Source organism: Nonomuraea sp. NPDC005650, from assembly GCF_040605375.1.
Lineage (GTDB): Bacteria > Actinomycetota > Actinomycetes > Streptosporangiales > Streptosporangiaceae > Nonomuraea.
In genome coordinates, this window is sequence record NZ_JBEXCR010000053.1 from 21,596 (window position 1) to 47,333 (window position 25,738).

26 protein-coding genes and 1 pseudogene are annotated in these 25,738 nt (G+C 69.9%); 15 read left to right on the forward strand and 12 right to left on the reverse strand.

What is annotated here, in order from left to right; genetic code table 11:
• Nucleotides 1-19: 19 nt before the first annotated feature.
• From ABZS69_RS55945 to ABZS69_RS55960, 4 genes are all read left to right on the forward strand, one after another.
• A complete protein-coding gene (locus ABZS69_RS55945; protein ID WP_355389650.1) occupies nt 20-466 on the forward strand; it encodes a helix-turn-helix domain-containing protein in 447 nt (148 codons plus the stop codon).
• A 31-nt stretch (nt 467-497) separates the two neighbouring features.
• A complete protein-coding gene (locus ABZS69_RS55950; RefSeq protein ID WP_355389652.1) occupies nt 498-1,301 on the forward strand; it encodes an alpha/beta hydrolase in 804 nt (267 codons plus the stop codon).
• 46 nt (nt 1,302-1,347) lie between these two features.
• Nucleotides 1,348-2,949 carry a serine/threonine-protein kinase gene (locus ABZS69_RS55955; RefSeq protein ID WP_355389654.1) on the forward strand — a complete coding sequence of 534 codons (1,602 nt, stop codon included), beginning with the start codon at nt 1,348-1,350 and terminating at the stop codon, nt 2,947-2,949.
• A gap of 81 nt (nt 2,950-3,030) precedes the next feature.
• Nucleotides 3,031-3,708 carry a helix-turn-helix domain-containing protein gene (locus ABZS69_RS55960; RefSeq protein WP_355389656.1) on the forward strand — a complete coding sequence of 226 codons (678 nt, stop codon included), beginning with the start codon at nt 3,031-3,033 and terminating at the stop codon, nt 3,706-3,708.
• Here the strand turns inward: ABZS69_RS55960 and ABZS69_RS55965 are convergent.
• The 4 genes from ABZS69_RS55965 to ABZS69_RS55980 are packed head-to-tail and all read right to left on the reverse strand — an operon-like array spanning nt 3,692 to nt 5,815.
• Nucleotides 3,692-4,336, reverse strand: coding sequence for an alpha-ketoglutarate-dependent dioxygenase AlkB (locus tag ABZS69_RS55965; protein ID WP_355389767.1), 645 nt, complete (start codon nt 4,334-4,336; stop codon nt 3,692-3,694). The two genes, ABZS69_RS55960 and ABZS69_RS55965, sit on opposite strands and share 17 nt — an antisense overlap.
• Nucleotides 4,330-4,587 carry an Ada metal-binding domain-containing protein gene (locus ABZS69_RS55970; RefSeq protein WP_355389658.1) on the reverse strand — a complete coding sequence of 86 codons (258 nt, stop codon included), beginning with the start codon at nt 4,585-4,587 and terminating at the stop codon, nt 4,330-4,332. The genes ABZS69_RS55965 and ABZS69_RS55970 overlap by 7 nt, the downstream gene beginning before the upstream one ends.
• Nucleotides 4,584-5,330 (reverse strand): 2OG-Fe(II) oxygenase, encoded by a 747-nt coding sequence (locus ABZS69_RS55975; protein ID WP_355389660.1) that lies wholly within the window; start codon nt 5,328-5,330, stop codon nt 4,584-4,586. Before ABZS69_RS55975 ends, ABZS69_RS55970 begins: the two co-directional genes overlap by 4 nt.
• The gene (locus ABZS69_RS55980; protein ID WP_355389662.1) at nt 5,327-5,815 is read right to left on the reverse strand and encodes a methylated-DNA--[protein]-cysteine S-methyltransferase; all 489 of its coding nucleotides are present in this window, start codon (nt 5,813-5,815) and stop codon (nt 5,327-5,329) included. Before ABZS69_RS55980 ends, ABZS69_RS55975 begins: the two co-directional genes overlap by 4 nt.
• Before the next feature lie 55 nt (nt 5,816-5,870).
• Here ABZS69_RS55980 and ABZS69_RS55985 point away from each other — a divergent pair, with 55 nt between their 5' ends.
• Complete coding sequence (locus ABZS69_RS55985) at nt 5,871-6,713, forward strand: alpha/beta fold hydrolase (protein ID WP_355389664.1); 843 nt, start codon at nt 5,871-5,873, stop codon at nt 6,711-6,713.
• Here ABZS69_RS55985 and ABZS69_RS55990 read toward each other — a convergent pair.
• A complete protein-coding gene (locus ABZS69_RS55990) occupies nt 6,706-7,041 on the reverse strand; it encodes a hypothetical protein (RefSeq protein ID WP_355389666.1) in 336 nt (111 codons plus the stop codon). The genes ABZS69_RS55985 and ABZS69_RS55990 overlap by 8 nt on opposite strands.
• A gap of 551 nt (nt 7,042-7,592) precedes the next feature.
• On the opposite strand from ABZS69_RS55990, the pseudogene ABZS69_RS55995 reads away from it, so the two are divergent.
• Nucleotides 7,593-7,787: pseudogene (locus ABZS69_RS55995) on the forward strand (maleylpyruvate isomerase N-terminal domain-containing protein); the annotation flags it as partial.
• 438 nt (nt 7,788-8,225) lie between these two features.
• Nucleotides 8,226-8,510, forward strand: a complete 285-nt coding sequence (locus ABZS69_RS56000; RefSeq protein WP_355389771.1) for a hypothetical protein — start codon at nt 8,226-8,228, stop codon at nt 8,508-8,510.
• A 639-nt stretch (nt 8,511-9,149) separates the two neighbouring features.
• Here the strand turns inward: ABZS69_RS56000 and recQ are convergent.
• Nucleotides 9,150-10,961 carry a DNA helicase RecQ gene (gene recQ, locus ABZS69_RS56005; RefSeq protein WP_355389668.1) on the reverse strand — a complete coding sequence of 604 codons (1,812 nt, stop codon included), beginning with the start codon at nt 10,959-10,961 and terminating at the stop codon, nt 9,150-9,152.
• Between the two features lie 495 nt (nt 10,962-11,456).
• Entirely contained in the window at nt 11,457-12,647 is a 1,191-nt protein-coding gene (locus ABZS69_RS56010; protein WP_355389670.1) for an MFS transporter, read from the reverse strand.
• A gap of 98 nt (nt 12,648-12,745) precedes the next feature.
• Here ABZS69_RS56010 and ABZS69_RS56015 point away from each other — a divergent pair, with 98 nt between their 5' ends.
• The 3 genes from ABZS69_RS56015 (at nt 12,746) to ABZS69_RS56025 (ending at nt 14,149) form a co-directional block, all read left to right on the forward strand.
• On the forward strand, nt 12,746-13,507 hold the full coding sequence (locus tag ABZS69_RS56015; protein WP_355389672.1) for an SDR family oxidoreductase: 762 nt from the start codon (nt 12,746-12,748) through the stop codon (nt 13,505-13,507).
• A 28-nt stretch (nt 13,508-13,535) separates the two neighbouring features.
• On the forward strand, nt 13,536-13,787 hold the full coding sequence (locus ABZS69_RS56020; protein WP_355389674.1) for a type B 50S ribosomal protein L31: 252 nt from the start codon (nt 13,536-13,538) through the stop codon (nt 13,785-13,787).
• Between the two features lie 89 nt (nt 13,788-13,876).
• Nucleotides 13,877-14,149, forward strand: a complete 273-nt coding sequence (locus ABZS69_RS56025) for a DUF3040 domain-containing protein (protein ID WP_355389676.1) — start codon at nt 13,877-13,879, stop codon at nt 14,147-14,149.
• Nucleotides 14,150-14,170: 21 nt separating this feature from the next.
• Here the strand turns inward: ABZS69_RS56025 and ABZS69_RS56030 are convergent, their stop codons facing one another.
• From ABZS69_RS56030 to ABZS69_RS56045, 4 genes are all read right to left on the reverse strand, one after another.
• Complete coding sequence (locus ABZS69_RS56030; protein ID WP_355389678.1) at nt 14,171-14,401, reverse strand: DUF6343 family protein; 231 nt, start codon at nt 14,399-14,401, stop codon at nt 14,171-14,173.
• A 28-nt stretch (nt 14,402-14,429) separates the two neighbouring features.
• Entirely contained in the window at nt 14,430-15,134 is a 705-nt protein-coding gene (locus ABZS69_RS56035; protein WP_355389680.1) for a maleylpyruvate isomerase family mycothiol-dependent enzyme, read from the reverse strand.
• 16 nt (nt 15,135-15,150) lie between these two features.
• Nucleotides 15,151-15,855, reverse strand: a complete 705-nt coding sequence (locus ABZS69_RS56040; RefSeq protein WP_355389682.1) for a DUF4344 domain-containing metallopeptidase — start codon at nt 15,853-15,855, stop codon at nt 15,151-15,153.
• A 137-nt stretch (nt 15,856-15,992) separates the two neighbouring features.
• A complete protein-coding gene (locus ABZS69_RS56045; protein WP_355389684.1) occupies nt 15,993-16,727 on the reverse strand; it encodes a hypothetical protein in 735 nt (244 codons plus the stop codon).
• Between the two features lie 187 nt (nt 16,728-16,914).
• Here ABZS69_RS56045 and ABZS69_RS56050 point away from each other — a divergent pair, with 187 nt between their 5' ends.
• Entirely contained in the window at nt 16,915-17,790 is an 876-nt protein-coding gene (locus tag ABZS69_RS56050) for a sugar kinase (protein ID WP_355389686.1), read from the forward strand.
• A gap of 81 nt (nt 17,791-17,871) precedes the next feature.
• On the opposite strand, the gene ABZS69_RS56055 is transcribed toward ABZS69_RS56050, so the two are convergent.
• Nucleotides 17,872-21,168, reverse strand: coding sequence for a discoidin domain-containing protein (locus tag ABZS69_RS56055; protein WP_355389688.1), 3,297 nt, complete (start codon nt 21,166-21,168; stop codon nt 17,872-17,874).
• A gap of 238 nt (nt 21,169-21,406) precedes the next feature.
• Here ABZS69_RS56055 and ABZS69_RS56060 point away from each other — a divergent pair, with 238 nt between their 5' ends.
• From ABZS69_RS56060 to ABZS69_RS56075, 4 genes are all read left to right on the forward strand, one after another.
• Complete coding sequence (locus ABZS69_RS56060; RefSeq protein ID WP_355389690.1) at nt 21,407-22,396, forward strand: LacI family DNA-binding transcriptional regulator; 990 nt, start codon at nt 21,407-21,409, stop codon at nt 22,394-22,396.
• A 221-nt stretch (nt 22,397-22,617) separates the two neighbouring features.
• Nucleotides 22,618-23,937 (forward strand): extracellular solute-binding protein, encoded by a 1,320-nt coding sequence (locus tag ABZS69_RS56065; protein ID WP_355389692.1) that lies wholly within the window; start codon nt 22,618-22,620, stop codon nt 23,935-23,937.
• Nucleotides 23,938-23,942: 5 nt separating this feature from the next.
• Nucleotides 23,943-24,809 (forward strand): sugar ABC transporter permease, encoded by an 867-nt coding sequence (locus tag ABZS69_RS56070; RefSeq protein WP_355389694.1) that lies wholly within the window; start codon nt 23,943-23,945, stop codon nt 24,807-24,809.
• Nucleotides 24,806-25,738, forward strand: a complete 933-nt coding sequence (locus ABZS69_RS56075) for a carbohydrate ABC transporter permease (protein ID WP_355389696.1) — start codon at nt 24,806-24,808, stop codon at nt 25,736-25,738. Before ABZS69_RS56070 ends, ABZS69_RS56075 begins: the two co-directional genes overlap by 4 nt.

A 25,738-nucleotide genomic window follows, 5' to 3' on the forward strand; every position in this document is an offset into this window, starting at 1 on the left:
CGCCGGTATGTTGCTGGTCGTGAATGGGGTCGAGCTGTTCCTGTTGGGCCGGACGCTGATGAAGATCGGTGAGGAGGCCATGCCGAGCGAGGGCATCGGCGAGCATTCCACGAGCCTGCGCACGGTGCTGATCGTGGTGAGCGACCTGCGTGGACACCCCGACACGACGGTGGGCGAGATCGCCTCCCGTACCGGGCTGCCGCAGAGCGCGGTGTCGGCGGCCATCGCGCGGCTGCGGACCGCGGGTGCGGTGATCGCCGAGACGGACCCCGCGGACCGGCGGCGCACGATCATCCGCGAGGCGCCCGGGGTGTCCGAACGGGTGACGCAGGTCAGGGACACCCCGATCGACGCCGCGCTGGGCGCCGCGCTGGGCACGGACGACCCGGGGCGGGTGGCCGAGACCGTGGCGGTTCTGGAGGAGCTGGCCGCCAGGCTGGTCCCCGGCACGATGCATCGAACTTGATGTATCAGATTTGATGGATTATCTTCGAGGCATGAACGCTGACGTCTTGCGCATGCCCGGTGCCGACCTCTACTACGAGGTGCGCGGCACGGGCCCGTTCCTGCTGATCTCGCAGAGCGGCGAGGGCGACGCGGGCCGCACCGTCGACCTGGTCGACCGGCTGGAGGACGCGTACACGGTGATCACGTACGACCGGCGCGGGCTCAGCCGCAGCACGGTCCCCGACGCCGGCGTGAGCGTGCGCGAGCACGCCGGCGACGTGCACCGGCTGCTCGCCCACCTCACCGACCAGCCCGTGATCATGCTGGGGCAGAGCCTGGGCGCCTCCATCGGGCTCCACCTGGCCGTCGAGCACCCCGAGCAGCTCGACCTGCTCATCGCGCACGAGCCCGTCTCGCCGTGGCTGCTGCCCGAGGCCGAACGCGCCGGGCACCGCGAGGAGCTGACCGAGCTCCAGGAGCTCTACCGCGAAGGCGGCCTGCCCGCCGCGATCGGCCAGGTGAAGCGGGTGCTCGGCATCACCGAGGACGCCGAGACCGGTCTGACCCCGCAGCCCGTCACGCCGCGGCGGCAGGCGAACTTCGACTTCTTCATCCGCCACGACTTCACGGCCGTGGTGGCGGACGACCTCGACCTGAGCGGGTGCCGCACGCGCATCCTGCCCGCGGCCGGGCACACCACCCCGCACCACGTCTTCGACCGGCGCTGCGCGGCCGAGCTGGCGCGGCTGCTGGGCACGGAGCTGGTGGAGTTCCCCGGCGGGCACAACGGCAACACCAGCCATCCGCGCGCGTACGCGGCCCGGCTCCGCGAGCTGCTCCAGGCCGTCGGCTGACCCTCTCCTCCGATGGGTGTCACTCCGAACCGGTACGCTTCCGCGGGTGTCCGAATTATCGGTTTCTGGCTACGAGATCAAGGGTGTTCTCGGCCAGGGCGGCTTCGGTGTCGTCTACCTCGCCCTGCAGTCGGCCGTGGGCCGCGAGGTCGCGCTCAAGGTCGACAACCGGGTGCTGCTGTCCGAGCGCGACCGGCGGCGGTTCCTGCGCGAGGTCACGGCCGCCGGGGCGCTGTCCGCCCATCCGCACGTGGTGGCCGTCTACGACGCTGGGCTGCTGCCCGACGGGCGGCCGTACATGGTGCTGGAGCTGTGCCCGGGCGGGTCGCTGTCCGGGCGGCGGCTGTCGCCGGTCGAGGCGCGGGACATGGGCGTACGGATCGCCGACGCGCTGGCCGCCGCGCACGCGCAGGGTGTGCTGCACCGGGACGTGAAGCCGGGCAACATCCTGGTCAACCGGTACGGCCAGGTGGCGCTGTCGGACTTCGGCCTGGCCACCATGCCCGCGTCCGGGCCCGAGGCCTCGGTGACACGCGAGTCCCTGACGCCCTCGTACGCCCCGCCCGAGGCGTTCGAGCTGGCCGAGCCGACGCCGGCCGCTGACGTGTACGCGCTGGCCGCCACCGTCTACGCCCTCCTGAACGGCCGCCCGCCGCGCTTCCCTGAGAGCGGCGTGCCGAACCTGGCGATGATCCTGGCCCTGCACCGCCTGCCGGTTCCCGACATTCCCGGTGTGCCGCCCCAGCTGACCGCCGTGCTGCGCCAGGCGCTGGCGAGCGACCCGCGCGAGCGCACGCCCACCGCGGAGGCGTTCCGCGACGCCCTCGCCGCCGTACCGCTCGGCCCTGCCCCGGCCCATGACGCCGTTCCCTCTCCGGGAGCCCCCGGGCCGGCACGTCATGCCGCGCCGTTCACCCCGTCCCAGCCCGTCAACCAGCCGATGGGGCAGCACCCGGGGATGGGCCCGCCGGTCACCGGCCCGCCGCCCGGCAGCCGCGCGGACACCCTGCCACCCACCCGGCCACCCGCCAGGAACGGCGCCTCGAAGGCGCTGGTCGCGATCGCCGCCGCCCTGGCGCTGGTGATCTCGATAGGCGTCGGCGTGGTCGTCTACACGTACGTCACCAAGGAGCCGGGCACCAACGAGGCGGCGTCCGGTGCGTCGACGCCCTCCGCCCAGTCCACGGACAAGACGGAAGAACCTCCGAAGACCGTGTTCAAGGGGATCGACACGTACACGGAGAACTGCCCGGCGAGCAAGGTGCGCGGCGGTGAGGCGGCGTGCGTGGCGGAGTCGGAGTGCTGGGGTGGCCTGGTCATCATCACGGGCGACACGAAGGCCAGGCGGGTCGGGTGCGAGGAGGAGCACGTGTGGGAGACGTTCGCGGTCGCCCCGATCCCGGCGGACGCCGACACGTACGTGCAGCAGGACCTCGCCAAGCACCCCACGGTCAAGCGGATCTGCCACCGGGCGGTGCTCCTGGCCAGCCGCGTCGGCGCGGCCAAGAACATCGGCGCGGCCAACTGGCGGGCGGACGTGATGCCGCCGTCGCAGGCGCAGTTCGAGAACGGCACGCGCTTCCTGCGCTGCATCGGCAGCGTGACCGGCCAGGAGCCGCGCGGGTCCTCCTTCCACCGGGGAGCTTGACGGTATCTCCACATTCGGCGGACTCCTCTGAGTGCGGCCTGCCACCCGCTGAACGGCCCCGGGGGCGGCTAAGCTGCCCGAATGGACTTGAAGGATCGGGTACGCGAGCTGCGCGCCGAGGGCCGCTCCCCGAAGGAGATCGCCAAGGCGCTGAAGGTGTCGCCGTCCGTCGTGGCGCCGCTGGTGCGGGCCATCGCCGCGGAGGCTCCCGCCGCCGAGCCCGAGGTGGTCGGGTGCTGGGTCAACACCGGCTGGAGCGAGGGGCTCACCGTCGACCCGGCCCGCGGCTGGGTGGACGAGGCGCCCGGCTCGGGCATGGGCGGCCTGGTGTGCGTGCTGGTCGCGCGGCGGCACACCTGGGACAGGATGACGGTGGCCGGCTACCTCGCCGACGTCCACTGCCTCGGGGCGAAGAACGCGATCGGCCCCGACGTGCTCGACGACCGCGACCTGCGGCGCTTCCGCCAGTACTTCTTCGGCGAGTACGCGGGCTACCAGGAGGCGCCGATCGAGCTGGCCCGGCACCTGGTGTTCGGGTCGGTCGACTACGCGCGCACGCTCGGGTTCGAGCCGCACGAGGACTTCACCCCGGCGGCCGACGTGCTGGGCAAGTGGGAGGGGGACGCGGCGATCACGTTCGGCCGCGACGGCAGGCCCTTCTACTCACAGGGGCCGGACGACGACCCGGCCAAGGTGCTGCGGACGCTGCGGCGCACGCTCTCCGACGAGGAGTTCGACTACGTCACCGAAGACCGGTGACGCGCATCGTGATGTTGAGGCGGCCGGAGGTCAGGCCGGTGGCGGGATCGCCGGTGCCCGGATAGACCTTCGGCACGCCGTGGTAGGCGAAGCGCGACGGCCCCCCGAACACGAACAGGTCACCCGAGGCGAGCTCGACGTCCGTGTACGGGCGGCCGCGCGTCTCGGTGTTGCCGAAGCGGAACAGGCACCGGTCGCCGATGCTCAGCGACACCACCGGGGCGTCGGACTTCTCGTCCTTGTCCTGGTGCATGCCCATCCTGGCCTGGCCGTCGTAGAAGTTGATCAGAGCGGTGTCGGGTTCGTACGTGTCGCCGGGGAGCCCGTACGCCTCGGTCAGGGCGCGCCGGCCCAGCTCGCCGAGCCATGCCGGAAACTCGGCCACCTGCCGGCCGTTCACGTCGTGGGCGATGCGCGTGTACCGGTACGGCTGCCAGTGCCACCCCACGCACACCGTCCGCACCGACATCACCCCGCCCCGGGGCAGCACGGTGTGCCGGATCGGCACGGGTCCCGTGGCCCACGCGCGGCACGCCTCCACGAGGTGGCGCTGCTCGTCCAGTGTCAGCCAGCCGGGCACGTGCACCGCGCCCGGCGCGATCTCCCGCGTCGGCAGCGGAATCACGATGTCCCCCGGCCCTTCCACACCTGGTACGCCTCCGGCAAGCATTTCGAACACGGCCGATACCCGGCCGCCACCGCGTCACCGGCGTCGGCGAAGAAGACCCGATGCCGGATATATCCCCCGCGAGCGATGGCGCGCAGCGCCGAGGGGCAGTCCAGCCGCCCGTACAGCCGAGCCCCTCGATGCCCGCCCAGCGTGCCGGGCACCGGACTCGGATGCGGGCGGCCGTCGGCCCCCACCAGCGTGTACGTCATTTCGCGTCGTGGAAGACGAGCCCCAGCGTATGCCTCAGCCCGGACCGGACGGTGCTCACCCCGTGCCGCACGGGGGAGGCCGACCAGCCCCGGGAGGAGCGCACCGGCCGGTCGCGCGTGGTGAAGATCAGCCCGTGCCCCTGCGGCAACAGGGTCACCGTCCCCCGCGACTGGGCCCGCGGCCGCTGCTCCACCAGCAGGAACTCGCCGCCGGTGTAGTCCTCGCCCGGCCGGTCCAGCCCGATCACGACCTGCAACGGGAACACCAGATCGCCGTAGAGGTCGCGGTGCAGCGCGTTCCAGCCGTCCCGCCCGTACCGCAGCAGGATGGGCGTCGGCCTGGTCTGCCCTGCTCTGTGGCACATGTCCAGCCACTCGTCGAGGTCGTCCGGCCACGGCGCCGGCTGGCCCAGCTTGGCCGCCCAGTCGCGGGCGATCGGGAGCAGCCGCGGGTAGAACTCCGCCCGCAGCTTCTCCACCAGCGGCGGGAACGGCCGGCTGAAGTACCGGTACTGCCCGGCGCCGAACCGGTGCCGCTCCATGTCGATCGTGGACCGGAACAGCCCGAGCTCGTCGTACAGGCCGGCGATCTCCTCGCACTCCTCGGGGGTGAGCACCGGCGGCGTCAGCGCGCACCCGTACGAGTTGACCTCCTCCGTCAGCTTCGCCCAGTCCATCTTGACCGCCTCTGTCGGCGTCGCCCAGTCCGTCTTGGCCTCCTCCGCCAGCTTCGCCGGGTTCATCCGACGGCGCTCCAGAGCTGCGGCTGCAGGGCGCCTTCGAGCGTCAGCAGCTCGTGCTTGCGCTCGATGCCGCCCGCGTACCCGGTCAGCGTGCCGTCCGCCCCGACGACGCGGTGGCAGGGGCGGACGACGAGCAGCGGGTTCGCGCCGACGGCCGCGCCGACGGCGCGGATCCGGTCACGGGGCGCGCCGGCCCGCGCGGCGAGCGCGCCGTAGGTCGTCGTGCTCCCGTACGGCAGCTCCGCCACCGCCGCCCACACCCGCTCCTGGAACGGGGTGCCGCGGGTGGCGAGCGGCAGGTCGAACGCGACCCGCTCGCCGGCGAAGTACTCGGCGAACTGCCGTTCGACCTCTTCGAACGCGCCCGGCTCCCACCGCAGACCGGCCTCCACGCGCACGTCGAACGACACACGCGTCAGCGCCGAGCCGTCACCGACGAGCAGGATCTCGCCCAACGGGCTCTCGATGATGCTGTGGATGTCCATACCTTCTTCAACACCGCCGTGCCTCCAGAAGTCGGCGATTTTCGGACCTCGCAGCGTGGACGATCGCGCGATCATGGGCGTACGCTCGGTGACCATGGCCGAATCGCGCGAGCACACCTTCACCGGCACCGCGGGCCGCAACGCGGTCCGCGTGTGGCCCCATGACCGGCCGCGATACGTGGCCATCCTGATCCACGGGTACGGCGAGCACATCGGCCGCTACGAGTACGTGGCGGACCGGCTCGTCCGGCACGGCGCCGCCGTCTACGGCCTCGACCACATGGGCCACGGCAAGTCGGCGGGCGACCGGGTGCTCATCGCGGACTTCGAGGACGTGGTGACCGACGTCTACACCGTCGAGGAGCAGGCCAGGGCCGACCACCCAGGCGTCCCGGTCGTGGTGGTCGGCCACTCGATGGGCGGCATGATCGCGGCCCGCTACGCCCAGCGCTACGGCCACGGCCTGGCCGCGCTCGTTCTTTCGGGCCCGGTGATCGGTGACTGGGCGGTCGTCCCGACCCTCCTGGCCTTCGAGGAGCCGCCGGAGGTCCCCATCGACCCGGCCACGCTCTCCCGCGACCTCTCGGTGGGCGCCGCGTACGCCGCCGACCCGCTGGTGTGGCACGGCCCGTTCAAGCGGGCCACGCTGGAGGCGTTCGCCGCGACGCTGGCCACGATCGCCGCGGGCGGCACGCTCGGGCCCCTGCCCACGCTGTGGGTGCACGGGGCCGACGACGAACTCGTCCCGCTGAGCGGGAGCCGTCCCGGCGTCGAGGCGATCAAGGGCACGGACCTGACCGAGCGGATCTACCCGGGCGCCAGGCACGAGGTCTTCAACGAGACGAACAAGGACGAGGTCCTGGACGACGTGACGGCGTTCATCGACCGGGCTATCTGACGGGCAGCCATACGTACCCGGAGCCCCGCGTACGGGTGAGCTCGACCTTCCAGCAGCCCTGCTTCGGGAAGACGAACCCCGTGCCCCACTCCTCACCGGGTTTGTGCCAGCTCGACCCGTCGTGCCGCTCAGGCCCCCAGGCGAGCTTGGCAAGCGTGCCGTCGGGCAGCGTCGCCTTGACGCGCAGCGGGCCTTCGCCCGTCATCCGCCACACGATCTTGATCTCTTCGCCGCGCGCGAGCGGCGGCCCCGGGGCGAACAACAACCCCCACAGCTCCGCACCCTGCCCCGTCCCGCGCACCTCGGGAAACCCTTCACCGAGCAGCACCGAGGTCCCCTTACACGCAGCCCTGGTAGCCGTCGGACCGGGGCTCGGCCCACTTTCCCGCGCACTGGGATCGGGGCTTGGTACGGCTTCCCGCGCTGTGGGATCGGGGCTTGGTACGGCGTCCCGCGCTGTGGGATCTGGGCTCGGCACGACCGACTGCGTCCCGGGAGCGGAGCTCGGTATGCTCGCCCGCGCCCCGGGAGCCGAGGGAACCTCTGCCGAACACCCGGCGACCACCAGCAGCGTCACCATCATCAACCACTTCACGCAACCTCTACTCCGGGTGACCCCGGAAGGTTCCGGCTAAGGGGCGCCGAGCACCGGCAGGCTGAGCACGTGCCGCGTCTTCGATGACGGGAACCAACGGTCCGCCACGACCAAGGCCGCGCCGTTCCACGAGGTTCTGTCCCGGCCAGCCAGAAGAACGCTGACGACCCTTCACGAAGACTGACGTGAACGCAGGTTTCACAGTCCTTCTGCTCCGGCCCCAAGCGTACGCGGCGGCGATGAGTTTTCCCGGGAACGCCGGTCTGCATGGGGGAGGAGGCGATATGTGCGATCAAGAAAAGGCGTTGGCCGCAGGGGTGGCGCTGCTGGAGCGGGCGATCAACTACGCGCTGGGCAGCCTACGCGTCGTCACCCCGGCCGCCCTCTGCCGCCCCACTCCCTGCGCGGACTGGAACCTGCAGCACCTGCTCGACCACATGACCGACTCCCTCCGAACCCTGAACGCCGCCGCCTCCGGCCTCATCCCGCCGGCGGCGGGCTCCAGCGCCGGCCGGCCAACTGCATCGACACCGGCCGATGAGAGCTGTGCGTCTTCGCCCTCCAGCCTTGGCGGGCGGACTGCGTTCGTACCCGGTGAGAGAGACAGCGCCACTTCGCGCTTCAGTGTCCGTGAGTCGGCTGCATCCGCACCAGGTGGCGAAAGGGGCGGTGCGTCCTGGCGCTCCGGTCCTGGTGAGTCGGCCACGGCTGCTTCCGGCAGAGCGGGTAGTGTCTCTTCGCGCTCCGGCGTCCGTGAGCCCGCCGCATTCGCCACGGGCGAAGGAGACAGCGCTTCTTTGCGCTCCAGCGCCTTTGGACGGCCGGTGCAGGGATGTGGGGCCAACCCGGCGCTCCTTCTCAGGGACCGTGCCGCGGAGCTTCTGGGCGTGTGGGCGGACACGATCGCCCGACCCGGGATGATCTCCATTGACGACCGTAGACTGACCAGCCCCATGGTGGCCGCCGCGGGTGCGATCGAGATCGCCGTGCACGGCTGGGACGTGGCCAGGGCCTGTGGCGAGCACCACCCCATCCCGGCCCTCATGGCGGAGGAACTGCTGGACCTGGCCCACCTGTTCGTCACGCGCGCCGACCGGCCGCACAGGTTCGCCCCGCCGAGGACCCTGCCCCCGCACGCCTCGGCCGAGGATCACCTTTTGGCCTATCTCGGCCGTGACCCGAACTGGTCAACAGCCCTCTGACCAGCTCAATAACCCCAACCTCAAGGACAGAACAATCCAGCCCATCCAGCATTTCCCGCTCACACGCCGTACGATCATCCTGTACCGCAAGCCATGTCGGGAAACCGACCACAAAGCCCAGCACACGTCCGGCCGGTTGTCAGCGGGGCGGCGACACCCGATCGCCGTGACCCGGCCGACCAACGTGGTGGCGACGACCGTTCTTCGTGCGGCCGTCGCCACCACCACGCTCCACCCGCCCATCACCTTTCGGTCCGCGCCCGGGGTTTCGTCCGTCCGCAGCCCTGCTGAGGTTGGGGCTGAGGTTGGGGTCGTGGTTGAGCCTGGGTCACGCACGCCGGGTCGACGCCTCGGACCGCCCGGCGGCCTGGGGTTCACGTTCCGGACGCACACCTTGAGCCCACGCCTCAAGCCCACGTTGCTTCTGGCCCACTGCCTCGGCCTCGGTCACCGCTTCGTTCACCGCCTCGGCCTTGTCACCGACTCGGCCTCGGCCTCGGTGACGGCCTCGGTTCTGGGCCTGGTCACAGCCTTGGTCACGGCCTCGGCGTCGGTCATGGCCTTGGCTCGCGTTTCTGGCCGTGGCTGGGCCTGTGCTCGGGGTGGTGCCTTGATCTCAGGCCGGGCGGTGCCAGGGTGTCAGGCTTCGTCCTGGAGGACCTCCAGGACCATTTCTCCGTACTTCGCCAGTTTGTTCTCTCCCACCCCGTTGATCGTGCTCAGCTCTGCCAGTGAGGACGGTCGGACGGTGGCGATCTCTCTCAGCGTCGCGTCGTGGAAGATGACGTACGCGGGCACCCCCTGCTCCTTCGCGGTGGCGCCTCGCCACGACCGGAGGCGTTCGAAGAGCGGGGCCGCCTCCGCAGGCAGCTCGGCTGCCGCCTGGGCCTTCGACGAGGAGGTCGCCTTGGCGCGGGCGGGGCGTAGGGCGTCGCGGCGCAGGAGCACTTCGCGCTGCCCCCGCAGCACCGACGCGCTGTCGTCCGTCAGCACCAGCGCACCGTAGTCGGACTCGACCGACAGCAAGCCCTGCGCCAGCAGCTGCCGCACCACCCCGTGCCACTCCGCGTTGCCCAGGTCGGTGCCCACCCCGAACACGGTCAGTGTCTCGTGGCCGTGCTGCAGCACCTTGGCGGTCTTCTTGCCGAGCAGGATGTCGACCACCTGCCCCACCCCGAACTTCTGCCGCCGCTCCCGCGCCAGCCGCAGCACCGTCGACAGCACCTTCTGGGCGGGGACCGTGCCGTCCCAGGATTCGGGCGGAGTCTGGCAGGTGTCGCAGTTTCCGCAGGGCTCGGCGCCCTTCTGGCCGAAGTAGTCGAGCAGCATCACCCGGCGGCACCCGGCGGTCTCGCACAGCGCCAGCATGGCGTCCAGGTGGTTAACCTGGCGGCGGCGGTGGGCATCGTCGCCCTCCATGGCCATCCGCCGGTGCTGAACGACGTCCTGGAGGCCGTACGCCATCCACACCGTGGCCGGCAACCCGTCACGGCCCGCGCGTCCGGTCTCCTGGTAGTAGCCCTCGACCGACTTGGGCAGGTCGAGATGGGCGACGAAGCGTACGTCGGGCTTGTCGATGCCCATGCCGAACGCGATCGTGGCCACCACGATCAGCCCGTCTTCGCGCAGGAAGCGGGACTGGTGGGTGGCACGGGTGCGGGCGTCGAGACCCGCGTGGTACGGGACGGCGGCGATGCCGTTGTCGACCAGGAACTCGGCGATCTTCTCGACCGAGGAGCGCGACAGGCAGTAGATGATGCCGGACTCGTCGGGATGCTCGGTGCGCAGGAACTCCAGCAGCTGCCGCTTGGGTTCGCTCTTGGGCGTGATGCGGTAGTGGATGTTGGGCCGGTCGAAGCTGGCGACGAAGTGGCGGGCCTGCTCGAGGCCGAGCCTGGAGGAGATCTCGGCGTGCGTGGCCGGGGTGGCGGTGGTGGTCAGCGCGATGCGCGGCACATCGGGCCAGCGCTCGTGCAGCGTGGACAGCTCGAGGTAGTCGGGCCGGAAGTCGTGCCCCCACTGCGCCACGCAGTGGGCCTCGTCGATCGCGAACACCGAGATCTCACCCTTGGCCAGCAGCCGCAGCGTGGCGTCCACACGCAGCCGCTCGGGGGCGAGGTAGAGCAGGTCGAGCTCGCCGGCCAGGAACTCCGACTCCACCAGCTGCCGTTCGTCGAAGTCCTGCGTCGAGTTGAGGAACCCCGCGCGCACGCCCAGCGCCCGCAGCGCGTCGACCTGGTCCTGCATCAACGCGATCAGGGGCGAGATGACGACCCCCACGCCGCGGCGCACGAGGGCGGGGATCTGGTAGCAGAGCGACTTGCCGCCGCCGGTGGGCATGAGCACGAGCGCGTCGCCGCCGGTCACGACATGGTCGATGATCTCCTGCTGCCCCGCCCGGAACGAGTCGTAGCCGAACACGCGGTGCAGAACGTCGGTGGGGGTATCCATGCGGCTACCTTACGTGTTCGCGGGTGAGCGTTTCGTGAGTTCCGCCGACGGCGATCGGGGGTTTCCGGTGCGCGGCTTGGCATCTCCCCAGTCTGCCCGACGGTGATCGGTCCATGAGCCGATTAGGCGCCCGCACGCTCGTGCATGTTTCCCGCTCCTCATGTGGGGTGGGTGGAGTCCTCCGAGCGCCGATGGCAGGGCCCGCTTTGAGGGCGGAAGGGCGGAAGGGCGGAGGTTGGACGGGGTGGTGCTGGAGCCAGGGTGGTGTCGGGCCTTGGGTGGTGTCGGGCCCGAGGGGCGTTGGGCCAGGGGTGTTGGGTTCGAGGCGGAAGTGGAGGTGGAGGTGAGGTTGAGGTAGCGGCAGGGTGAGGCGGTAGTGGAGTTGAGGCGGTGGTGAGTGGGGTTGAGGCGGTGAGGTGGTGGTGGGGTTGAGGTGGCGCCAGGGTTGAGGTGGCGGTCGGGTTGAGGTGGCGATGAGGTCAGGTAGCGGTGGGGTTAGGCGGGGGTGGGGTGGGTGCCGCGGTGGTAGGCGACCAGGGAGAGGGCGCCCAGGGCGCAGGCGGCTGCCACCGCTCCCATGACCGTCGGATAGCCCGCGAACTGCGCGATCCCCGCCGCCAGCAGCGGTGCGACGGCCTTGGCCGCCGTGATGGGCAGGGCGAGCGCCCCGCTCAGGGACGCGTACGCCCCGGTGCCGTAGCGGTCGGTCAGGAGTGCGGGACGGGCGATCGTGCCCACTCCGAACCCCAGCCCGAACAGCACCACCCCCGCCACGGCCCCCGACGCGCTCTCGCCGACCAGCGGCAGCAGCACCGCCGCCAGCCCCTGCAGCCCGAACATCACCGCCGTGATCAAGGCCACCGACCACCGGCCCTGCAGGCCCGTGGTGACGAGGCGGCCCGTGACCGACAGCACCCCGAGCAGGCCCGCGACGGTGGCGGCGAAGACGGGGGCGTGGCCGAGGGTGATCAGGTACGTGACCAGCAGCACGCCCATGACCGACACCGCGCCGGTCTGGGTCAGGAAGGCCGCCGCCAGCAGCCAGAAGGGCCGCTCGCGCAGCGCCGCCCCGACGATCTCGCGCCGGTTCGCGTGCGGGGGCGCGGCCCGGCTCCGCACGGCGAGGAAGTGCAGGGGCACCGAGGTCAGGGCGTACCCGGCGGCCAGGATGACCAGGGCCTGCCGCCACCCGTACAGGTCCACGAGAAAGCCCGTCAGCGGCAGGAAGATGCTGGACGCGAACCCCGCCACGACGGTCACCGCCAGTAACGCCCGCGCCCGCCTGGTCGCGTCGAACCAGGCCACGATCACGGCGAAGGCGGCCTCGTACAGGACCATCGCCGACGCCACGCCCAGCACCCCGCAGACCAGGTACAACTGGGTCACCGAGCGCACCTGGGACCACGCCAGCACCGCCAGCCCGCCCAGCAGCGACCCGAGTGTCATGAGGCCGCGCCCGCCGTGCCGGTCGAGCCAGCGGCCGATGAGCGGAGCCGCCACCCCGGACACCAGTACGGCCAGGGTGATCGCTCCGGTCAGTTGCGCGACCCCGGCGTGGAGCTCCCGGGACATCGGCGGGATGAACACCGAGAACGCGTAATAAAGCACGCCATAACCCGCGGTTTGCGTGATCGAGAGCGCGCCGACCATCCACATAGGAGACTTCGGCACGGCGGCGTCGATCACTCTAGGAGAGTTCCCGTTCATCGGTCAGAAATACGGTGATAAATGTCACTTCGCTGAGTTATGAATAGCGCACGGTGAAAGCGGAATAACGTCGAGTCATGACCTTTTCCTATGTGGTGACCGGCGGCGGGCGTGGCATCGGAAGGGCTGTGGTCGAGCGACTGCTGGGCGAGAAGGACGCCGTGGTGGCCGTCGAACGCGACCCCGACGCCCTGGCCTGGGCCGGTCCCCGAGTCATCCCCCTGATCGGCGACGCGGCCGACGAGGAGGTCGCCTCCTGGGCCGCCGATCTGGCCCAGGAGGCGGGGATCCTGCGCGGCTGGGTCAACAACGCCGCCGTGTTCCGGGACGCGTCCGTGCACACGTCCCCGATCTCCGAGGTCAGGGCCCTGATCGCGGCCAATCTCGACCTCGCGGTGGTGGGCTGCGCCACCGCCGTACGACACTTCCTCGCGGCCGGTACGCCCGGCGCCATCGTCAACGTCACCTCCCACCAGGCCGTCAGGGCGGTGCCCGGCAGCCTCCCCTACTCGACCGCCAAGGCCGCCACCGAGGGCCTCACCAGGGCGCTGGCCGTGGAGTACGGCAGGCGCGGGATCAGGGTCAACGCCGTGGCCCCGGGCTCGGTGGCCACCGAACGCTATGAGGCGTTCATCGAGTCGCAGACCCCCGAGGCGCGGCGGGCCGTCGAGGAGCAGCTGGCGATGCTGCACCCGCTCGGCCGGGTCGCGACCCCCGCGGAGGTGGCGTCCGTCGTGGCGCACCTTCTCTCGGACGAGGCGGCGTTCGTGAACGGCGCCACCGTCCCGGTGGACGGCGGCCGTACGGTGCTGGGACTCGATCCGGAAGCGCGGGAATGAAAACCGTTGTCACCTGGTTGTGCAGGCCATGAAGAAGAACCTGCACCCCGCTTACAGCCCCGTCGTCTTCCGCGACCCGAGCGTCGGGTTCGCCTTCCTCACCCGCTCGACCCTGACCAGCGACAGGACGATCGAGTGGGAGGACGGCAGGACGTACCCGGTCATCGACGTGGACGTCTCCTCCGCCAGCCACCCCTTCTACACCGGCCGCGGCCGCATCCTCGACACCGCGGGCCGCGTCGAGCGCTTCAAGCAGCGCTACGCCAACCACCGCAAGTGACGGGCGGCCCCCCGCAGGCGCGTGCGCCTGCGGGGGAAGCGACGCCGGTCGGCCAGAGGGGGCATGCCTGCGCTACTGGTGGGTAAAAGGTGGTCACCGGCGACGGAGCAGTGGTGATGGCGATGAGTCTCTCTGGAAAGGAACGCCGCATTCTCGCAGAGATCGAGCTGGCTCTTGAGCGAGAGGATCCCGAGCTGGCCAAGCGCGTCGCGGCGATCAACAAGATCGAATCGGATGGCAGCACCTTTCCCCGGGCGTACGGCGATCGCCTGCGGAAGTGGGTGCTGGCGCATGTCTTGATGATCTTCATGGTCGGCGTGCTGATGATCGTGCTGCTGCTGCTCGCAGTGCTGACCACCTGAATCCCGGCGACGCCCTGAGAATCAGCGGCGCCGGCGCAGCAGTGCCAGGTCGGCGGCCGCCACGATGGCCACCGCGGCGGCGATCGCCGCCTCCCAGCGCCAGACCTCCGCCCCCGTGCTCGCGGCCCGCAGCGCGAAGAACACCGCCGCCGCCACTCCCAGCACCAGCGCGACCAGGGACAGGATCCGCCGGGCGCGCAGCGGGCTGCGTGCGCTCAGTGGCTCCGTGCCCGCCCGGTTACGCAGCCACATGGCCGACCTCCTCTCCGAACCCGAACGGTCAGGCGAGGCACCTCAGCGCCGCGACGACGCGCGGGTCGATCCCGTGCGACGCGGGCAGGCGCCCCACCGTGGCCTCCACGAACTCCGGGTACGACAGCGAGGCCGCGACCCCGTTCACGCAGGCCCAGACCTCGTCGGCCGTCTGCTCCACCTGCACCTTGGCCTCCTGCTCGGCCAGCACGAACCGCCCCACCGCCACCCGCCACAGCGTCCGGCCGTCGGTCTCGGCGTCGGAGACGGGCGCGCCGACGTCGTCGGCGTGGGTGGCGTACTCGGAGTCGTAGTGGAAGGCCTGCAGGCCGCACGGGTACGGCCCGGCCATCGTGTCGATCAGCCCGTCGGGGCCGAGCTCGCGCATGCGGCGCCGCGTCTCGCCGTTCTCGGCCCGCCACTCGTCCAGGACCTCTTCCACGGGCATGCCGCGCCGCTGCCGCACCGACCACTCGTTGAAGTCGTTGAACCCGGACACACCGGCCTTGGAGAGCCGCGTCAGCAGGTCCTGCACGGTCCCGTCGAGGCAGGCGTGGTTGTAGAGCTCCTCGCCCGCCAGGTGGCCCAGCACGTCGCGGACCGACCAGCCCTCGCACCTGGACGGCTGCTGCCAGCCGGCCTCGTCCAGCCCGCTGAAGAACCGGTCGAGCCGGGCGGCCTCCGCGTCGAAGACGTCGAACGGATTGAAGTGTTTGAGCAGGTCGTCGGCCATACTCCGACGCTACCCGCTAGGTGCCAGCTTTCACGGCCATTGAGCCCACGGCGGACCTGACCCGGTCGTACTCGCCGGCGCAGGAAGGCACCCGCTCCGGTGGGACCCAGCCACCCTGGGCGATCCGGTCGTATTTGGCGGGGTCGGCGCCGTACAGGAGGCAGGAGAACGTGGCGGACTCGGGCGGCCCCGACAGGTGGTCGATGCCGGCGTGGCCGGCGAGCAGGTGGCGGGCCTCGGCGGCGGCCACCACGCGCTTGGGCGCGTCGGACGCGAGCGTCAGCGCCGCGAACTGGTCGGCCTGCTCCTCGCTGTCGGGCAGGCCGTTCAGCGTGGTCAGGGCGTGGCCGAGCTGGTGGTGGAAGAGCACGGACAGCGCGCCGTCCATGCGGGCGGACCTGGTGCGGGCGTCGGTCTCCTCGGTCTCGGAGATGCCCTCCATCACGCTTCGCACCTGGTCGACCAGCTGGTAGCAGACGGTGATCCGGCGCTCGACGGGGTCCCAGGCGGCCTCGGCCGCGTCGCAGTCACGGGCGACGACCTTGACCTGCGCGGGCAGCCCGATCCGCGTCCTGAGCGCGTCGCCGTCCTTGAGGAGCTTTCTGGCCTGCTCGGCGCGCGGTGAGCCCGGCTGCTCGTAGCGTACGGAGAGCTCGGACGAAGGCGCCGCCCCCAGCGTGCTCGTCATGCTCAGGACGAGGGCGATGAGGGGGTGCGGCATGCGATGCTCCTTCGGGGGTCGGTCGATCAACGCAATGCGACTGTCCATGCACGCAAAGCGTGATCGCTAAACCTGAGGAGCCCCGAAAGCCGGAAGGCCCGGCCCCCAGAGAGAGGACCGGGCCTTCGCGTCATGGATTAACGACGCCACCAGCTGCCGTAGACCCGCACGGAGTCCGTGCGGCTCTTGGCACCGTCGAGCTCGTCGTTGCCGTTGAACACGGCACGGAAGGTGCCGCTCTTGGAGGCGCGGGTCTCGGCGTAGAACTTGCCGCCCCACTTGGTCTTGGCGGAGGCGACCCACTTCCAGCCGCTGGAGCCGTTGGCGCGGAAGTAGACGTTCACCCGCTCGCCGCGGACGCCCTCCCAGCCGTCGTCATCCACCTGGAGACGGCCGGAGAACTCGATCGTACGGCCCTTGCGGACCTTGTACGGGTCGGCGGAGAAGCGCGAGATGCGGGTCTCGGCCTTGCCCTTCTTGACCTCGACCGAGAAGAACGCCGTGTCCTTCGCGATCTCCTTGCCGGCGGAGTCGAAGGCGACAGCGGTGGCCTGCCACTTGCCCTCGGGGTCGCCCTCGGCGAAGCCGACGGCGAAGCGCCAGCCCTCGAGGTCCTTGACGTCCTTGGCGCGGAGCGTGCGGACGCCCTCGGGCGCCACGCTCAGCTCGACCTTCTTGACGTCGGAGCTGGCGCCGATGTCGAAGTAGGCGGTCGTCTCGGAACCGGGCTCGACCACGACCGGATTAGGGTCGATGTCGCGGATCTTGAGCTGGGTGTCCACCTTGGTGGCCGCCGAAGCGGAGCCCGCGCCCGACATAAGCATGGCCCCGCCCACAAGAGCGGAGACGATACCAAGTGCGATCTTTCTCATGAGGGTGCTGATTCCTCTCCCCGTATTGACTTGGAGGCGGCTCGGGGTGGCCGACCCCTTTACTACTTTGAGGCACAGGAAGGGGAAAAGGTTGGCTAAAGTTACAGAAAATATTTGATCACGCGCGCAACCAGGGGCTACGGCCGAAAATAGGTCTCCGTGTGCGTGACCCACTACAGTCTGGCGCATGACCGACGTCTATACGCTCGGCGAGCCCTTGGGGGTCGTCTCCAGCGGCCGGGTTCGCCATGAGAGCGAGGCCCGGCTGGACGTGTGCGGGCCGGAGTTCACCCTGGCCATCGCGCTGGCCAGGCTCGGGCACCGCAGCGCTTACCTGGGCAAGGTGGGTGATGACGAGCTGGGCGCGAGGGTGCTCACCGCGCTCAAGGGCGAGGGCGTGGACGTCGAGGACATGCGGGTGTCCGGGGGATTACGGACAGGGCTGGTCCTCAGGGAGACCCGGGTCGGTCGTGCACAGAGAGTGACGCAGTATCGCGCGGGCTCGGCGGGCTCGCGGCTCACGCCGGGCAACGTGCCGATCGACCGGATCGCCGCGTCGAAGATGCTCCACGTCACCGGCATCACGGCGGGCCTCGGCCGGGACGCGCTCGACGCGGTGCGCACCGCTGTGAGCGCCGCGAAGAACGCCGGGGTGATGATCTCCTTCTCCGTCGAGTACGTGCCCGAGCTGTGGCCGTCGGTACGCGAGGCCGAGGAGGTGCTCGGCGAGCTGGCCTGCGACTCGCACCTGCTCTTCCTCCGCCAGGACGAGCTCGACCTGGTCAAGCCCGCCCTCACGACCGAGCGCGAGGTCGTGGTGGACCGCGGCGCGAAGGGCGCGAGCGTGCGCGCCGACCGGATGCGCTACGACGTGCAGGGCTGGCAGGTCCCCATCGTGGACACGTCCGGCGCGGGGGAGGCGTTCGCGGCCGGTTACATCAGCGCCGCGCTCGACGGCCTCATCCCCCAGGAACGCCTGCACCGCGGGGCGCTGTTGAGCGCCGCCGCGGTGACCAGCGTCAGCGACTGGCAGGGGTTGCCCACCAGGTATGAGCTCTCCTGACAGGAAGCCTGCCGACCAGGTCTGCCGCCCCACTCTCGTGCCGCTGTCGAGACCGTAGCGGCAGTCCGAGCAGGTTTCCTATCAGGAGTTCGTGGTCAGGGTGAAGGTCGAGGTCGTGTTCTTGATGTTCTGGTAGTTGTTGGCGAACCTCAGGTTGTTGATCGTGGCCGACCCGACCGCCGGGCCCTGCCCCGGCTCGGGCAGCTCGTTGACCCAGATGCCGAACCCGGACTTGGCGTCGAAGGCGTCGCCGCTCTTCTGCGCCCCGCTGATCGACACGTTCGTCAGGATCGTGTCCTTGACCGGGTTCAGCGGCGAGCCGCCGGTGTAGCCGGTCTGGAACATGATCCCGCTGTAAGTCGGGTCCACGATGTCCAGGTTGTTGAGGCGGATGCCCTGGAACACCTTGGACGAGGAGAACAGCCACAGCGCCGGGAACGTCTGCTGCCCCCAGAAGTGCCCGCCGGCCCGGACCAGCGAGATGTTGTCGAACGTCGTCGGCGGGCTCGCGCCGAACCCGTTCATCGGGATCCCGAAGTCCAGCGAGCTGATCGTGACGCCCGGGTAGGTCAGCGTGTCGGCGACGTAGATGTTTCTGAACGTGTTGTCGTAGCCGCCGTACACGGCCACGCCCGCGGCCCGCCAGGTGAGCAGCGAGGTCAGGTTCTCGAAGACGTTGCCGGTCTGCTCGCCGGGGTTGTTGTCGGTGGCCGAGAACAGCGCGAAGCTGTCGTCGCCCGTGGCCCTGGCCTCGACGTTGGTGACGTGGTTGCCGGTGCTGCCGTTGGTCATGTTCAGGCCGTCGGCGAACAGGTTGCGGATCCGTGAATTCTTGATCGTGATGTTGTCCGTGTTCGTACCCCAGTACAGGCAGATCTGGTGTTCGGCCCAGACGTTGTCGATCGTCATGTTCGCCACGTTCGAGAAGTCGAAGACCTTGCCGGGGCCGTCGATACGCGAGGTGTAGTTGCCGAAGTAGGCGAAGTTCGCGAACGTCGAGCCGTTGGCCGAGGCCTCCGTGCGGAAGCCCACGTCGGTGTTGTCCTGCCCGGCCGGGGAGCGGAACCTGGTGAACCAGGGGCCCGCGCCGACGATCTTGACGGACTTGCCGTACACCTGGAACTTGCCCGAGGTCTGGTAGTCGCCCTGGGGCAGGTAGACGCCGGTCAGGTTGGCGTCCATGCGGGCCTTGTCGAGCGCGTTCTGCACGTCCTGGTGGGTGAAACCGGTCGGTATGGCGTACTTCGCCGGGTCCGGGTTCGCGATCGGGGTCGCCTGCTCGAAGTCCACGAAGTCGATCGCGTACGTCTGGCTGTTGGCCGCGTCCTTCTGCAGCCTGATCGTGCTGCCCTTGGGCACGGTGGTGCCGAGGAGCACGTTCGCCTCGTCGTAGATGTGCCTGGGCGGCCCCGCGCCGGGGGAGTTGCCAGGGCTGGCCTCGGCACCGTACAGCCACGCGTAGCGGGAGGTCAGGTCGATGGCCTTGAGGAAGGAGCCGTTGACGTAGACGTTCAGGGTGGAGTTGAGTCCGCCGCCGCCCGCGGCGTCGGGCATGGAGAAGCGGGTGACCAGGGTGTTGGTGTCCGCCCTCGTGGTGAACTCGACGTACGCGCCGGTCTGGTTGAGCGTCACCGCGCGCCGCCCGGACGCCTCGCCGGCGATCGTGCCGATGTCCCGGCTCGGGCCCACGCGTGCGGCGCCGCCGCCGATCACGGCGTCCTCGGCCTCGTACGTGTCGTACGGCATGTTCGCGCCGCGCCCCACGAACAGCGGCAGCTCGCTGGTGTTGTTGGCGCGCTTGACGGGCAGCTCGTTGGCGTCGTCGGCGAGCACCGTCTTCACCGTGTACTTGCCGTTGGCCGCGGTCCACGTGCCCAGGTTCACCGGGCTCGTGGTCGCGCCCGGCGCGATGGCGCCACTGGCCGAGCCGGTCAGGGTCTTGACGACGGTGCCGGAGTCGTTCGTGACGGTGAGCGTGATGCCGTGGGAGCCGCTGCTGGAGGCCACCGTGCCCTGGTTCTTGATCGCCACCGAGAACGTCACCGTGTTGCCCGCGGCGGGGTTGCCCGGCGTCCAGGCGACGGGGGAGGCGATCAGGTCGGCGGTGTCGACGGGCTTGACGGTCAGCGTGCCGGTGGTGGTGTTGTTGGCCTCGTTCAGCTCGACGACCTTGCCGTCCTCGTCCACCTTGGCGGACAGCTGGTAGGTCCCGGCGTCCCTGGCGCCGATGTTCGCGGACACGGTGGTCGACGCCCCCGCGGCCAGCGCGCCCACGCTCGCGCTGCCGACCTTGGTCGTGCCCGCGTAGAAGTTCACGGAGGTCGCGGCGGCGGCCGCGGTGCCCGCGTTCCTGACGGTGGCCGACAGCGTGACCGCGTCGGTCTCGACCGGCGCGGCCGGGGAGGACGCGAGGTTGCTCACGGTCAGGTCGGGATTGGCCGACGGGGTGCCGAAGATCTGGAACTCGGCCACCTGCCCGCCCGGCGCGCCCGAGTTGGCGGTGATCTGCAGCCGGACGTCGGCGGCCCTGCTGGTCACGGGGCCGGTCATGGGGATCGTCACGGAGTTCCCTGTGGCCGGGTCGAAGGTGTAGACGGCCTGGGCGACCAGGGTGCTGAAGGCGGTCGCGCTCTGCTCCCGGCCCAGGACCTGGATGGTCTGGGTCCGCCTGGCCCAGACGGCGTCCGGGTTGAGCTTGAGCGTGATCGAGGTCAGGTCGGCGTTGGCGCCGAGCTGCACGGTCAGCGTGTTCGGATAGGCCGCGCCCTCCCAGTACGTCTGGAGGTTGTCGTCGTTGGCGTTGGCGGCCACGTACGTGTGGGTGTGCGAGGACTCGGTGATCGGCTTGCCGAGCGCCAGGTTGGCGCCGCCCGTCGGCGGATTGTCCGGCGCGCTGCCCCACACCTCGAACTCGGAGACCTGGCCCGCGGGCCAGCCGGTGTTCGCGGTGATCTGCAGCCGGACGTAGCGGGCGGTCGTGGCGGTGAAGGTGATCGTCGCGGTCGGGTTGAAGGTGTACGTCGCCGAGGCGACGATCGTGCTGAACGCGGAGCCGTCCGCGCTGCCCTGGACGGTCAGCGTCTGGGTACGGCTGGGCCAGCCGGACGGCAGCTTGAGCACGAGCTTGTTGACGCTCGCGCTGACGCCGAGGTCGACCTGGACCCATTGCGGGAAGGCGTTGTTGGCCGACTCCCAGTAGGTGGCCTGGTTGCCGTCGGTCACGTTCGCGGCGGTGTAGACGTCGGTGGAGCTGCTCGCGGTGGCGGTCCTGCCCGCCGCGAGGTTGGTGTCGGCCGCCGCGTACGCGGGCGCGGCATGGAATTCGATGGCTACCAGGAATCCGATGGCTAACGAAAGGGCGGCTAAGACAGCTCTCATGGGGGTGGCCCTCCGGGTAAGGCAGATGGCCGAACCATAGGATGCCAAGCAGATTGCCGCAATATTTCGACGAGATTTCGCAAACAGTTGACTGACAAGAATTCGTCGGGGCGGTCTCTCCGTGCTGGTCAGGAACCCGGTGGGACCGGCAGATCCGCTGTGGAGGGCGTGCAAAGCCTGACGTCGGATCGACGTAAGCCGTTGCAAGCGCTTGCGCTGAAGGCCGTATAGTTTGCGCATGACGCGACGACTCGCAGAGGTGGCCAAGAAAGTCGGAGTCAGCGAGGCGACGGTGAGCCGCGTGCTCAACGGCAAGCCCGGGGTCTCCGACGCGACCCGCGAGGCCGTGCTGACCGCCCTCGACGTGCTCGGCTACGAGCGCCCCACCCAGCTGCGCGGCGACCGGGCCCGGTTGGTCGGCCTCGTCCTCCCCGAGCTGCAGAACCCGATCTTCCCCGCCTTCGCGGAGGTGGTCGGCGGCGCGCTGGCCCAGCAGGGGTTCACCTCCGTGCTGTGCACCCGCACGGTCGGCGGCGTCTCCGAGGCCGACTACGTGGACCTGCTGCTCCAGCAGCAGGTCAGCGGCGTCGTCTTCGCCGGCGGCTTCTACGCCCAGGCCGACGCCGCGCACGGGCACTACGAGCTGCTGCACGAGCGCAAGCTGCCGACCGTGCTGGTGAACGCGGCCGTCCAGCACCTCGACTTCCCGCAGGTGTCGTGCGACGACACGGTGGCCGCCGAGATGGCCCTGGCCCACCTGCGCGCGCTCGGCCACGAGCGGGTCGGCATGGTGCTCGGGCCGAAGGACCACATGCCGTCGCGGCGCAAGCTGGAGACGTTCCAGGCCGAGGGCGGGGACCCCGGGCTGGTCGAGCACACGATGTTCTCGCTGGAGGGCGGGCACGCGGCCGCCGCCCGGCTGGTCAAGCGCGGGGTGACCGGCGTGATCTGCGCCAGCGACCTGCTCGCGCTGGGCACGATCAGGGCCGCCCGCCGGGCGGGGCTCACCGTGCCGGGGGACATCTCGGTCATCGGCTTCGACGACTCGGCCCTGATGAACTGCACCGATCCGCCGCTGACCACGGTCCGCCAGCCGATCGACGCCATGGGCCGGGCCGCCGTTGACCTGCTGGTCGCGCAGATCGACAAGGCGGTGGTGCCGGCGGACGAGCTGCTCTTCGAGCCCGAGCTCGTGGTCCGCGCCTCCACCGCCCGCGCCAACCCCTGACCCTCCCCGCCCCGCACGGCAGGCTTTCCCCTTCCCTTCCCCCCGAAGGACCCCGACCCCGTGCGGCGGGTCAGGCGTGCCCCGCCCCGGCGTAATGCAGTCGTTATCTTGCAATATGAAGTCGAAATATTGCGCACTTCCGTCCCCGATCCTATGGTGTGGGCACCTCGCATCAGAAGGGTCAGACCATGCGGAGATCCACGGGACTCTTGCTCGTATCCGTGCTCGGCCTCTCAGCCACGGCCTGCGGCTCCAGCAACCCCGCCACCCCGTCCGCCTCCGGCGGCGCCCAGGCCGTGACGATCACGGTGGCCTGCCAGCCCGCCAAGTCCGCGCCGAAGGAGCGCCAGGCCTGGGACGACGACGTGGCCACGTTCATGAAGGCGCACCCGGGCGTGACGGTCAAGAGCACGGACCAGCAGCCCTGCTTCGACCCCAAGACGTTCGGCCCCAAGCTGGCCGGCGGCCAGATGGAGACCGTCTTCGTGGTCCCGGTGACGAACTACAACGACGTCATCGGCCAGGGCCAGGCGCTCGACATCTCGCAGTACACCGGCTCCATCAAGAACTGGAACGACCTGCGCCCCGACGTGCGCGAGCTGGTCACCAAGGACGGCAAGGTGTTCGGCGTGCCGAACGTCCACTACGGCGTCGGCCTGGTCTACAACCGCGCCCTGTTCACCAAGGCCGGCCTCGACCCCGCCAACCCGCCCAAGACGTGGGCCGAGGTCCGCGAGGCGGCCAAGAAGATCGCCGCGCTCGGCGCCGGCTACGTCGGCTACGGCGAGTACTCCGGCGGCAACACCGGCGGCTGGCACTTCACCCAGGCCATCTACGGCCGCGGCGGCAGCGTCCTGACCCCCGACAACAAGCAGGCCGCCTTCAACTCGCCCGAGGGCAAGGCCGTGCTGCAGAACCTGCACGACATGCGCTGGGTCGACAACAGCATGGGCAACAAGCTCCTGGTGGGCTGGGAGTCGCTCATGATGGCCATGGGCAGCGGCAAGGTCGGCATGATGCTGGGCGCGCCGGACGTGGTCACCGACGTGGTCAACAAGTTCAAGGGCAACGTCGCCGACTACGGCATCACGGGCTTCCCCGAGGCCAAGGCCTCGCTGAGCGGCGGCGAAGCGTTCATGGTCAACCCGAAGGCCACCCCCGAGGAGGCCAAGGCGGGCATGGAGTGGATCGACTTCCGCTTCAACACCGTCGGCAAGGGCCGCTTCGACTTCGCCCGCGGCAAGGCCATCGGCAACCCGGTCGGCGTCCCCGACAACGCCGTCTACGGCGACTCGCCCACGGGCAAGGCCATCCAGGCCGACCGTGAGAAGAACGCCTCGCTGCCGGTCACGAACTACGCGCCGTACGTGCAGGCCGCCGCGACGATCCCGCCGAAGGCCGAGCCGGTGCACGCGCAGGAGCTGTACGCCATCCTCGACGTGGTCATGTCGGGCGTGCTGAGCCGTAAGGACGCCAGCGTCGACCAACTGCTGTCCGACGCCGAGACCAAGGCGAACTCCATGCTGGCGGCCAAGGGCTGACCTTGATGGGGATCTTGAGGCGCAATCTGACGGCCTACGGGTTTCTCTGCGCGGCCCTGTTCTGTTTCACGGTGTTCGCCTGGTATCCGATGGTCAGGGAGTTCATTCTGAGCTTCCAGAAGACCGACCTGATCAACCCGCCCACCTGGGTGGGGCTGGACAACTTCGAGGCGGCGGTCCAGGACCCGGCCTTCGGCGAGGCCTGGCTGAACACCGTGGAGTTCACGCTGCTCGCGCTGCTGTGCGGCTATGCCGTGCCGTTCGTCGTCGCGCTCGTCCTCAACGAGCTGCGCCACGCCCGGGCCTACCTGCGGTTCGTGGTCTACCTGCCGGTCATGCTGCCGCCGATCGTGGCGGTGCTGCTGTTCAGGTGGTTCTACGACCCGGGGCCCGGGCTGTTCAACCAGGTCCTGGAGTTCTTCCACCTGCCGCCGCTGGCCTGGCTGGACTCGTCGTCGACCGCCCTGATCTCCCTGGTCCTCGTCTCGACCTGGATGAACATGGGCAGCGCGACGCTGATCTACCTGGCGGCGCTGCAGAACATCCCGCCCGAGCTGTACGAGGCCGCCGAGCTCGACGGGGCCGGGATCTTCAAGCGGATCAGGCACGTCACGATCCCGCAGACCCGGCTGATCCTGCTGCTCATGCTGATGCTGCAGATCGTGGCCACCATGCAGGTGTTCATCGAGCCGTACATGCTGACCGGCGGCGGCCCGGAGAACGCGACCGTGAGCGTGGCGTACCTGATGTACCAGTTCGCGTTCTCGCAGATGAACTACGGCCAGGCGGGCGCGCTCGGCATGCTGCTCATGCTCGCGCTCCTCGTCTTCGCGGCCTTCCAGCTCAGGACGACCCGTGAGGACACGGCATGATCTCCATCGGCGCCCGCGCCGCCACCGGGCGGCAACGGCCGCGGAAGCGGTCACCGAAGCCGATCCAGGTGCAGTTCCGCACGATCGTCTCGCCGCACCAGCTCAACAGCAGGTGGGGCCGGCGGATCTACTGGCTGGTGCTGGTCGCCGTCATCGTGGTCTTCACCCTGGCCTTTGTCTTCCCGCTCTACTGGATGATCACCGGCGCCATGAAGACGCCGGAGGAGATCGCCCAGATGCCGCCGTCGCTCGTCCCGGCCGATCCGACGCTGGACGCGTTCTTCGAGGCCTGGGACCTGTTCGACATCGGCACGCTGCTGGCCAACACCGCGTACTACGCACTGGGCGCGTGGCTGTTCTCCATGGCGGTGGACGTCACGGCGGCGTACGCGCTGTCGAAGCTGCGCCCGATGTTCGGCAACGCGATCCTCGGCGCGATGCTGGCCACGCTGATGATCCCGCCCATGGTCATCCTCATCCCGCTCTACGTCACGATCGTGGACCTGGGGCTGCTCAACAACGCCTGGGGCCTGTGGTTCCCGGCGGCGGCGAACGGCTTCAACATCTTCCTGCTCAAGCGGTTCTTCGACTCGATCCCGCGGGAGCTGATCGAGGCGGCGCAGATCGACGGCGCGGGCCCGCTGCGGGTGCTGTGGTCGGTCGTGCTGCCGGTCTCCAGACCGATCCTGGGCGTGGTCTCCATCTTCACGATCGTCACCGCGTTCAAGGACTTCGTCCTGCCGCTGCTGGTCATGACCGACAGCGAGAAGATGACGATCAGCGTGGGCCTGTCGCAGACGGCGGGCGCGGTGACCCAGAACCAGATCATGGGCGGGCTGGTCATCGCCTCCATACCCATGATCATCGTCTTCTTCGTCTTCCAACGACACATCATGGCGGGGCTCACCGCCGGAAGCATCAAGGGATAA